The following is a 10472-nucleotide window of genomic DNA, read 5'->3' as shown; positions in this document are numbered from 1 at the left end:
CCCTCCCCCCGCCCCCTCGCCTCCGGGCTGATCGCGCTCGTCGCGACCGGTGCCCTGCTCTTCGGCGCGACCCCGGCCCTCGCCGCGGAGAACCCGCAGAAGCCCCTGTCCTCCTCCGAGGAGGCGCCGACCGGCCTCGCTCCCGCGAGCGAGTCGCCCGAGGCCGCCCAGCAGACCGCCCGCGCGGCCGTCAGCTACTACAACGCCCTCGTCGGCGGCGAGGAGCTGGCCGCCGGACAGCGGATCGTCTCGGGCACGAACGGCTACTCGTTCCGGATGCAGACCGACGGCAACGCGGTCGTCTACGACCCGCAGGGCCGCCCCACCTTCGCGACGAACACCCAGGGCCGCGGCGACCACCTGGTCATGCAGACCGACGGCAACATGGTCGTCTACTCCGCCAAGGGCGGCCCCGTGTGGAGCACGAACACGATCAACGAGGCGGGCGCCTCGGTGATCATGCAGCCCGACGGCAACCTCGTCGTCTACCGCGAGAACGGCTCGCCCGCCTGGGCGAGCAGCGTCCGCCGCGTCATCGCCGAGCCGGTGACCGACACGCTGTTCACGGAGCAGACCCTCCGCCCCGTCCACCAGCTCACCTCCGCCGACGGCCGCTTCAGCGCCGTCATGCAGAACGACGGCAACTTCGTCGGCTACGGCCCCCAGGGCGCCGTCTGGGGCACCGGCCCCGGCGGCTCCGGCAACCGCATCACCATGCAGAAGGACGGCAACGCCGTCGTCTACGGCTCCGACGGCTCCGTCAAGTGGTTCTCGGGCACGCGCGGCAAGGACCTCCGCCTGGGCATCAACAACGCCGGCTCGCTGATCATCGTGAACCCGTCCGACGACGTGATCTGGACCAGCCAGGCCGCCTTCCCCTCGACCACCCTCTACGCGGCGAACTCGCTCGAGGCGGGCAGCTTCCTCCGCTCCGCGAACGGCGTCTACCGAGCGGTGATGCAGGCGGACGGCAACTTCGTCGTCTACGGCAAGAACGGCCCGATCTGGGCGTCGAAGACCACCCGCGCAGGCGGCTTCTTCGCCCTCGACACCAGCGGGCAGATCGCCGTGGGCACCGAGACGACGAGCGGATGGTCGGTCGTCCCGCCCGCCGCGTCGGTCGGCCCCTACAAGCTCGTCATGCAGGACGACGGCAACCTCGTCGAGTACGACAGCCGCCGCGCGGTCTGGGCCAGCCGCGGCTGACGCCCCTCCGCCACGACGCCCCCTGGTCCCCGGACCGGGGGGCGTCGTCGTCTCCCCCGCCGTGGGACGATTCCCCCGACCCCGCCGCCCTCCCCGACAGGACCCCTGCGATGACGCACCTCCCCTCCGGCCGCTCCCTGACCGCCTCCCTCGCGGCGCTCGCCGCCACGGGCGCGCTCCTGCTGGGCTCGCTGCCCGCCGCCGCGGTCGAGGCCCCGCCCTCGGCGTCCTCCGCCGTCGCCTCCGCCGCGGTCCTCCGTGCCGGCGAGCAGCTCGCGCGCGGCGAGCGCCTGGTGTCCCCCGACGGCGCCTCCTCCCTCGTGATGCAGACCGACGGCAACGCCGTGGTCTACGCCGCGGGCGGCCGTCCCACCTGGGCCTCGGGCACGCAGGGGCGCGGCGACAGCCTGCGGATGCAGGACGACGGCAACCTCGTCGTGTACGCCGCGGACGGGCGCCCGGTCTGGGCGAGCGGCACGGTGGCCGACCCCGGCGGCGAGCTGCGGATGCAGGACGACGGCAATCTCGTCATCTACCGCCGCAGCGGCTCGGCCGCGTGGGCCAGCAGCATCGGCGGCCGGATCGACGAGCCGCGCACCGACACCCTCCGCCGCGGCAGCACCCTCTACGCGGGGAACCGGCTCGCCACCCCGGGAGGCACCACGGCGGTGATGCAGGCGGACGGCAACCTCGTCGTCTACGGGCAGGGCGGGGCTCTCTGGGCGAGCGGCACCCGCGGCCGGGGCAACGTCCTCCGGATGCAGGACGACGGGAACGCCGTGGTCTACACCGCGGACGGCGCGCCCGTCTGGGCCTCGGGCACGTCCGGCGAGCCGGGCGCCACGATGGTCCTCCGCGAGGGCGATCTCCGGATCGCGGACGACTCCGGCGTCCTCTGGAGCAGTGCTGCGCTCGTCGTGCGCGACTCGCTCTCCCCGAGCGGCCTCGTCGTCGCGGGCACGCGGCTGACCTCGACGAGCGGGCAGTGGCGGGCCGAGATGCAGCGCGACGGCAACTTCGTCGTCTACGGGCCGAACGGCGCGGACTGGGCGACGAACACCTCCTCCGCCTCCGGCGCCGCCTTCTCGATGAGCTCCGAGGGCCGGCTCGACGTGGCCGACTCCCGGATCCTCTGGCTGCGGTTCCCGAGGATCTCCTTCGGCATCGGCCAGAGCGGCGTCGTCGCGCCCTACCGCCTCGTGCTGCAGGACGACGGCCGCCTCGTCGAGTACGACGGCATCGGACGGGCCGTCTGGGCCAGCAGGGGCTGACGCGCGACGCATGATGGACGGGTGAGCGACCCCGGCGACTTCATCCGCTCGGCCCTGGAGTACGAGGGCGACGTCTGGCGCGCGCAGGACGTGCGCGAGCGCCTGGGATCAGGGCTCGACTCGACCGGCGCCTCGGTCGGGGCGGTCCGCGGCACCGTCCGCGACGCGCTGAGGAAGTTCCGCTCGCTCGAGCACGACGACGTGACCGCCCTCTCCTCCGAGCTGTGGGAGCAGGCGGTGTTCGAGCCGCGGCTGGCGGCCGTCGTGCTGCTGCAGTCCCGAGCCGAGTGGCTGCGCGGCTCCGACCTCACCCGGCTCGAGGGCTTCGTCCGCGACTCCCGCGTGGACGAGCTGAGCGACCCGCTGGCCCGCGACGTCGTCGCTCCGCTCCTGGCCGGGCTGCGCGGTGCGGCGCGGACCCGGGCGGACGCGGTCCTCGACCGCTGGGAGGCGGAGGGCGGGCGCCTGGCGCGCGCGGCCTCCCTGGCGCGGGCCTCGGTCCGGACGGAGCACGGCTGAACGGCCGCTCGGACCGACCGCCCCGCGGAGCCGGACGCCTGCTCAGGCGGCCCGGTACTCCTGAGCCGCCGTGCCGTCCGCCACCCGGATCCGCGTGTCGAACTCCAGGCCCGGATCGACCCGGTGCGCGATCAGGACCACCGTCCGCCCCTCGGCGGCGCGGAGCAGATCCCCGAGCAGGGCGTCGGCCACGGGAGCGTCCACCGACGCCGTCGGCTCGTCCAGCACCAGGACGCGGAAATCGGCCAGGAGTGCGCGTGCGAGGGCGATCCGCTGAGCCTGGCCGCCCGAGACGAGCGAGCCCCGCTCCCCCACCCGCGCGTCGAGCCCGCCGCGTGCAGCGACCCAGGGCCCGAGCCCGACCCGCTCGAGCACCGCCTCGAGCACGGCGCCATCGGCCTCGGGCCGCGCGAAGAGGAGGTTCTGCCGGATCGTGTCGTCGAAGAGGTACGGCTGCTGCTCCACGAGTCCGACCCGCTTCCGCACCTCCGCCTGCGGCAGCGTCCGCGCCTCGACCCCGCCCAGGAGGTAGCTGCCGGAGTGGTCGAGGAAGCGCACCAGAGCGTGCGCGAGCGTCGTCTTCCCGGAGCCGCTGCCGCCGGTGACGAGGACGCGCGCACCCTCCGGCAGGTCGAGCGAGACGCCCCGCAGCGCGGGCGTGTGCGCGCCGGGCCAGCTCACCGACAGGTCGCGCAGGACGATGCCGGCGCCCCGGGGAGCCGGGGCATCCGGGTCCACGTCCGCGTCGGTCGCGAGCGCCGGCGACGCCGCCTCGGCGTCCAGATCGGCCAGGCGCTGAGCGCTCGAGAGCGCGGTGCGTGCCGCCTGCACGGCGAGCGGCGCGGCGGCGGCGACCTCGAAGACCGCGAGCGGCACGAGCGCGACGACTCCCAGCGCCGGACCGCCGAGGTCGCCGATCGCCGGGATCCCGAGCGCGAGGCCCGCCCAGACCGCACCGCCCGAGCAGAGGGCGAGGACGGCCGCGGCCAGTCCGGCGGAGGCCGCCCGCCGACGCGCCGCCCGGGCGAGCGACTCCTCCGCGCGTGCCACGTCCGCCAGAGCGTCACCCGCCGCATCGAAGGCGATGAGCACGTCGAGGCGGGTGACCAGCAGGTTGAGGCGCTCGGCGAGCTCCCCGCGCAGCGGCGCCAGCTCGCGATCCGCCTGCGCGGAGAGCCGGCCGGCGCCCAGGGCCCCACCGGCGAAGGCGAGGACCAGCAGCGCCAGCAGCACGGCGCCCATCGCCGGCAGCAGCAGCCAGACGCCGACCACCGAGACCGCAGCGACCAGCGCCGCGACGACCAGCGGCTGCACGACGCGCAGCGGCACGTCCTGCTGGGCGTCGACGTCCGCCACCACCCGGGAGACCAGGTCGCCGCGGCGCACGCGGCCCAGCCCGTCCGGCGCGACCGGCACCAGGCGCTCGTAGACGCCCGCCCGGAGCTCCGCGAGCGCGCGGAAGGCGGCGTCGTGGCCGGTCAGCCGCTCGAGGTAGCGGAAGAAGGCCCGCGCCAGCGCGAACGCCCGCACGCCCACGACGGCCATGGAGAGGAACAGGATCGGCGGCTGCTCGGCCGCGCGGACGATCAGCCAGGCGGAGCAGGCCAGCAGCGCCACGACGGCGGAGGAGGAGAGCAGCCCGAAGGACAGACCCGGCAGGAAGCGGCGCGGCCCGGGCATCGCGGCGCGGAGGACGTCGGAGCGGTTCACCTCGCGACCGCCTCCGCCGGCGCCAGGGCGATCACGGCGTCGGCCGCCGCGACGGTCGCGGGCCGGTGGCTGGCGACGACGACGATCGTCCCGCTCTCCGCCAGCGACCTGAGTCCGGCGAGCAGCGCCCGCTCGGACTCGTCGTCGAGGGCGGCGGTCGGCTCGTCCAGGGCCAGCACCGCGCACCCGCGCTCGAGCAGGCGGTGCACAGCGCGGGCGACGGCGACACGGGCGCTCTGCCCGCCCGAGAGGCCCGTCCCCTCGGCGTCGAGCCGGCGCTCGGGGTCCACGTCGACGGCGGCGATCGCCAGGGCCCGCCGCACGCGCTCGGGGTCCGGCGAGAGTGCTCCGAGCCCGACGGCGGAGGCGACGCTCCCCGGGAGAAGGTCGGGCCGCTGGCCCGCCCAGGCGAGCGTCGAACGCAGATCCGCGACCGGCGACCCGCCGAGCAGCAGCGTGCCCGAGAAGGGCACGAAGCCCGCGAGCGCGGCGATCAGCGTCGACTTCCCGGACCCGCTGGGCCCGGTCACCACGGTGATCGACCCGACGGGGAGCACCGCGTCGACAGGAGCGAGCGTCCGCCCGCGTCCGTCGTCGACCGCGAGACCCCGCAGCTCGAGCGCCCCCGTCGCCGCCGGGGCCTTCCCGCGAGCGGGCAGGGCCGCCGCGCGCTCGAGGACGGCGAAGGCGCGGTCCGCCGCCTGCACCCCGTCCGCCGCCGCATGGAACTCGGCACCGACCTGGCGCACCGGCAGGAACACGTCCGGCGCCAGCACCAGGACGAACAGCCCGACGGCCAGCCCCAGCGAGCCGTCGACGAGCCGCAGCCCGATCGAGACGGCGACCAGCGCGACCGAGAGCGAGCCGGCGAGCTCCAGCACGAAGCCGCTGACGAAGGTCACCCGCAGCACCTTCATCGTGTGCACGCGGTAGTCCTCGGTCAGCGCGCGGATCCGCGTCGCCTGCCGCTCGGCCCGCCCGAAGATCTTGAGTGTTGCGAGGCCGCCGACGGTGTCGACGAAGCCGGACGCGAGCGCCTGCAGCCGCTCCCACTGCCGCGCCTGCACGGCCTGGGTCGCCCAGCCGATCAGCACCATGAACACCGGGATGAGCGGCAGGGTCACCACCAGGAACACCGCGCTGAGCGGATCGGCGAGGAAGACCACGAGTGTCAGGAGCGGCGTCGCCACCGCGGTGGCGATCAGCTGCGGGAGGTAGCGGGCGAAGTAGCCGTCGAGGGAGTCCAGTCCGCCGCCCAGCAGCGCGACGACCCCGCCCGAGCCCCCTTCGGAGCGGCCCGCCGGGCCGAGCTCGACCAGTGCGGCGAGGACCGCCTGCCGCAGCTGCGCCTTCGCTCCTGCTCCTCCGCGCACCGCGTTCACCTCGGTCGCCCAGGCGAGAGCCGCCCGCGCCGCGACGACCGCGAGCAGGGCGGCCAGCAGCGGCGCGAGATCGTCGGCGCTCCTCCCGTCGACCGCACCGGCCACCAGCTGCGCCACGAGCCACGCGAAGGCGACGATCGCCAGGGTCCTCGCCAGCGCGAGCACCCCGCCGAGCAGGAGGAACACGCGGGCCGCCCGGGCGTAGCGGAGCAGGCGCGGATCGAGGGGCTTCACGTCAGTGGGCGTCGACCGGGATGTGCGCGCGGCTGATGCGCTTGCGGAAGATCCAGTAGGTCCAGGCCTGGTAGCCGACGATGAGCGGCACGAACACCAGGGCGGTCCAACTCATGACCGTCAGCGTATAGGGCGTGCTGGAGGCGTTCTCGATCGTCAGCCCGTAGGCGGGGACGTTCGAGGCCGGCATCACCGCGGGGAACAGCGTCGCGAAGAGGGCGAGCACGGCGAGCGCGATGGTGCCGGCCAGCAGCGCGAAGGCGCGTCCCTCCCGGCCCCGCGTGATGGCGAGCCAGCCGCCGACGAGGGTCGCGGCCGCGCCCGCCGAGAGCGCCCAGGAGGCGGTGCTCCCCTGGCCGAGGTTGGTCCAGGCCAGGAAGACCGCGGCGACGACCACGGTGAGCAGCCCCGCGCGGGTCGCCAGGCGGCGCGCACGCTCGCGGATCTCCCCCTCCGTCTTCAGGGCGACGAAGACGACTCCGTGCGTGAAGAAGAGCAGGAGGGTCGTCGCTCCGCCCAGGAGCGCGTAGGGGTTCAGCAGGTCCAGGACGGTGCCGGTGAAGTTGTGGTCGGCGTCCATCGGGACGCCCTGCACGATGTTCGCGAAGGCCACGCCCCAGAGGAAGGCGGGCACCGCGGAGCCGACGACGATCATCGTGTCGAAGCGCCGCTTCCACTGTGCCTCCGGACGCTGGTGACGGTACTCGAACGAGACGCCGCGGGCGATCAGCGCGAGCAGGATGAGCAGAAGCGGCAGGTAGAACCCGCTGAAGAGCGTGGCGTACCACTCCGGGAACGCGGCGAACAGGGCGGCGCCGGCGACGATCACCCACGTCTCGTTGAGGTCCCACACCGGGCCGATCGTGTTGATCAGCACGCGGCGGTCGGTGTCGTCGCGCCCGAGGAACGGGAGCGACATGCCGACGCCGAAGTCGAACCCGTCGAGGACGAAGTAGCCGATGAAGAAGAACGCGACGATCCAGAACCAGAGAACGGCGAGATCCATGAGGGGTGCCTCCTAGTAGACGGTGCCGACGAGCTGCGGGCGACCGCTCTCCTCGTCGACCTCGGGAGCGTCGTCGGGGCCGGCCTGCGCGGCCCGCTTGATCAGGCGGAACTCGACCACGGCGAGCGTGCCGTAGATCGCGGTGAAGGCGAGCAGCGAGATCAGGACCTCGAGGCCGCTCACTCCGGGCGAGACTCCGTCGGCGGTCTTCAGCAGTCCGAACACGAGCCACGGCTGGCGGCCCATCTCGGTGAAGACCCAGCCCACGATCATCGCCATCAGCGGCAGCGGGGCGGCCCAGATCGCGACCTTCCACATCCACTGCTTCGGCTCGCGGCCCTTCCGGGTGAACCAGAGGCCGGCCGCGGCGATGCCGATGGCCAGGACGCCGAGGGCCATCATCCAGCGGAACGACCAGTAGGTGACCCAGATGATCGGCGTGTAGTCGCCGGGTCCGTAGACCTGGGTGTACTGCGCCTGGAGGTCGTTGATGCCTTCGACCGTGCCGGTGAAGGTGTGCGTCGAGAGGAAGGAGAGCAGGTAGGGGATGCGGATCGAGAACAGCTCGCTCGAGCCGTCCGGCGTGCCCCAGGTGAAGACGGAGAAGGAGGCGTCGACGCCCGTGGAGGTCCTGTAGAGCGCCTCCGCGGCCGCCATCTTCATCGGCTGCGTGTCGACCATCGCGAGGCCGAGCGAGTCGCCGGTGAACAGGGTCAGGCCGCCGCTGACGAGCATCATCCAGGCGCCGAACCTCAGCGCGGGGCGCATGGTCTCGAGGTGCTGGTTCCGCGAGAGGTGGTAGGCCGCGACGCTGATGATGACGGCGGCCGAGACCATGAAGCAGGCGAAGATCGTGTGCGGGAACGCGGCGAGAGCGACCTTGTTGGTGAGGAGCGCCCAGATGTCGGTGAGCTCCGCGCGGCCCTTGGTCTCGTTGATGCGGAAGCCGACCGGGTTCTGCATGAACGCGTTCGCGGCGATGATGAAGTAGGCCGAGAGCGTGGTGCCGAGCGTGGTCAGCCAGATGGTGGCCAGGTGCAGCTTCTCGGGCAGCTTGTCCCAGCCGAAGATCCAGAGGCCGATGAAGGTCGCCTCGAGGAAGAAGGCGAGCAGGCCCTCGAACGCCAGCGGGGCCCCGAAGACGTCGCCGACGAAGCGGGAGTAGTCGCTCCAGTTCATCCCGAACTGGAACTCCTGGACGATCCCGGTCACGACGCCCATCGCGAAGTTGATCAGGAAGAGCTTCCCGAAGAACTTCGTCAGCTGCAGGTAGTGCACCTTCCCGGTGCGCACCCAGCAGGTCTGGAAGATCGCGACGGTGAGCGCCATGCCGATCGTGAGCGGCACGAACAGGAAGTGGTAGATCGTCGTCAGACCGAACTGCCATCTCGACAGCAGGAGCGGGTCCAGGAGTTCGTTCACAGCTCCGAGAGTAGGTCGGCGGAAGGGGTCCGACGGCCTCCGATCCCAGTACTGGGGCGGATGTGCGGCCTTCCGCGAGCTCCTGGCGGCACCCTTTCCGGGGTGGCCCCGGACGCCCCTCCGAGCGATCCCGCCGACCGGTCGCTCGACGTCGAGACAGTCCCTCTCGACGTCGAGGGAGTCCCCCGCGCGGCGACTGCCGAGCGGGGCTCGCCTCCGTCGGACCAGCCGCCGCCGGCCTCTCGACGCCGAGCGATCAGGCGGGCGACGGAGCGCTGAGACTTCCTCTCACGGGCCTTCAGCGGATTCCCAGGCGCACATCCGCGAGATCGGTTCTGGGAAACTGTTCAAGAGACTCCCGGGGCCGATGCCGAGGCGCCGTCGGCGGGCGCCCCGCGGTCAGCCGGCGTCGACGCGCGAGCGGGAGCCGGAGAACCAGGCGGGCGCCTGGAAGCCGTACTTCAGCACGGGCAGGTCGCGGGTGAGGCGCCAGTAGCCCAGTGCTGCCGCGACGCCGATCCCGCAGACCAGGAGCGGCACGACCGGCCCGATGACGTCGAGCCAGCGCTCTCCGTCGAAGAGCAGCAGGGCGCTCGTGGCGAGCGAGACGAAGAGGACGTGCACCACGTACACCGGGAGCGTGTTGCGGCCGATGAAGGTGATCCAGCCCGCGCCGCGCCGGTTCGAGAGGAAGCGGGCGACCACGAGCCCGGCGAGGACCGCCAGCACGCTCACCAGGACCAGCCCGATCGTCAGCAGCGGGAAGCGGGCGCGGACGGCGAGGATCACGCCGGCGAGCACGAGGAACAGCACGCCGAAGCCGACTCCGCTGAGGATCCCGCGGCGCTCCACGAACGCGATCACCGCGTTCCGCAGGTAGAGGCCGAGCAGGAAGAACATCAGGTAGCGGGCCATCCCGTCCCAGGCGATGTTCCCGGTGCCCTCGGAGGTGCTGGAGCGGACGGCGTACCAGACCACGGCGATCGCGGTCGCGATGCCGATCTGCACCCGCCAGTCGATCCGGCCCTGCGCGAGCTTGGCGGCCACGAAGAAGATCGTGAGCGCGTAGAGGAACCAGAGCCCGTTGTGCGGCATCACCGGCTGGAGGAGCAGCGCGAGCGGGTCGGACTCGTCGGTGCCGCCCGGGTTGGGCACCACCAGGAAGAAGAGGAACCGCACCACGGACCAGAGCAGGAAGGCCCAGACCAGCAGGCTCAGCCGCGAACGCCAGAGCTCCGGCCACGACCGGGTGAGCACGGAGCCGGCGAACAGCCCCGAGGCGAGGAAGAACAACGGCATCCGGAAGGTGATGAGGAGGAGGTTGATCTCGTTCCACGAGTCGGGGGCGATCCCGGCCGTCGTGGTCCACTGCACGGAGTGGGCCAGGGCGACCAGGATGATCGCGATGCCCTTCGCCGTGTCCACCCAGGTGATGCGTGCGCGTGCCATGAGTCCTCGTCGTGATCGTCCATCGGAAGTCGGCCGGCGGCGACGATGACGATGGCGATGTGCAAGTGTCGCACGGCTGTGCATCCTCTGTGATGTTCTGCACGTATTTGATCACGGCGATCCGGTGACGGAGAGACGGCCACCGGGTGCGCGGGTCCTCGGACGGCCGCATCGTGGACGACGCGCCCCCGCCGATGCCCGCGATGGCGAGGACCAGCGCGAGCACCAGCAGCGCGACCAGGAGGTGGAGGCGGATGCGGCGGGGGCCGGGGG

At 72.9% G+C, this 10472-nt stretch carries 8 protein-coding genes; 3 read left to right on the top strand and 5 right to left on the bottom strand.

Translation table 11 applies throughout. The annotated features are described in order from the left end of the window. The 3 genes from C5C35_RS16440 to C5C35_RS16430 all read left to right on the top strand — a co-directional run. The coding region (locus C5C35_RS16440) for a hypothetical protein (protein WP_104263598.1) at positions 1-1206 on the top strand (1206 nt) is incomplete at its 5' end. A gap of 110 nt (positions 1207-1316) precedes the next feature. Next, positions 1317-2477, top strand: a complete 1161-nt coding sequence (locus tag C5C35_RS17090) for a hypothetical protein (RefSeq protein WP_181134161.1) — start codon at positions 1317-1319, stop codon at positions 2475-2477. 21 nt (positions 2478-2498) lie between these two features. Further along, on the top strand, positions 2499-2996 hold the full coding sequence (locus C5C35_RS16430) for a DNA alkylation repair protein (RefSeq protein ID WP_104225639.1): 498 nt from the start codon (positions 2499-2501) through the stop codon (positions 2994-2996). 42 nt (positions 2997-3038) lie between these two features. Here the strand turns inward: C5C35_RS16430 and cydC are convergent, their stop codons facing one another. The 5 genes from cydC to C5C35_RS16405 form a co-directional block, all read right to left on the bottom strand. Beyond that, positions 3039-4706 (bottom strand): thiol reductant ABC exporter subunit CydC, encoded by a 1668-nt coding sequence (cydC, locus tag C5C35_RS16425; protein WP_104261742.1) that lies wholly within the window; start codon positions 4704-4706, stop codon positions 3039-3041. Next, the gene (gene cydD / locus C5C35_RS16420; protein ID WP_104263597.1) at positions 4703-6322 is read right to left on the bottom strand and encodes a thiol reductant ABC exporter subunit CydD; all 1620 of its coding nucleotides are present in this window, start codon (positions 6320-6322) and stop codon (positions 4703-4705) included. Before cydD ends, cydC begins: the two co-directional genes overlap by 4 nt. Position 6323: 1 nt before the next feature. After that, complete coding sequence (gene cydB, locus C5C35_RS16415; RefSeq protein WP_104263596.1) at positions 6324-7328, bottom strand: cytochrome d ubiquinol oxidase subunit II; 1005 nt, start codon at positions 7326-7328, stop codon at positions 6324-6326. Between the two features lie 12 nt (positions 7329-7340). Next, positions 7341-8750 carry a cytochrome ubiquinol oxidase subunit I gene (locus C5C35_RS16410; protein WP_104261744.1) on the bottom strand — a complete coding sequence of 470 codons (1410 nt, stop codon included), beginning with the start codon at positions 8748-8750 and terminating at the stop codon, positions 7341-7343. Positions 8751-9149: 399 nt separating this feature from the next. Continuing rightward, positions 9150-10199, bottom strand: a complete 1050-nt coding sequence (locus tag C5C35_RS16405; protein WP_104348320.1) for an acyltransferase family protein — start codon at positions 10197-10199, stop codon at positions 9150-9152. Positions 10200-10472: the final 273 nt, after the last annotated feature.

The sequence above is a fragment of the Rathayibacter sp. AY1F8 genome (genome assembly GCF_002932165.1).
GTDB lineage: Bacteria > Actinomycetota > Actinomycetes > Actinomycetales > Microbacteriaceae > Rathayibacter.
The sequence above is the reverse complement of the archived record's forward strand: the minus strand, read 5'-3'. Positions and strand labels throughout refer to the sequence as shown.

Excerpts from the sequence above, each read along its gene's own strand:
- cydB (WP_104263596.1), bottom strand. The coding sequence starts at position 7,328 with ATGGATCTCGCCGTTCTCTGGTTCTGGATCGTCGCGTTCTTCTTCATC.
- C5C35_RS16405 (WP_104348320.1), bottom strand. The coding sequence starts at position 10,199 with ATGGCACGCGCACGCATCACCTGGGTGGACACGGCGAAGGGCATCGCG.
- C5C35_RS17090 (WP_181134161.1), top strand. The coding sequence starts at position 1,317 with ATGACGCACCTCCCCTCCGGCCGCTCCCTGACCGCCTCCCTCGCGGCG.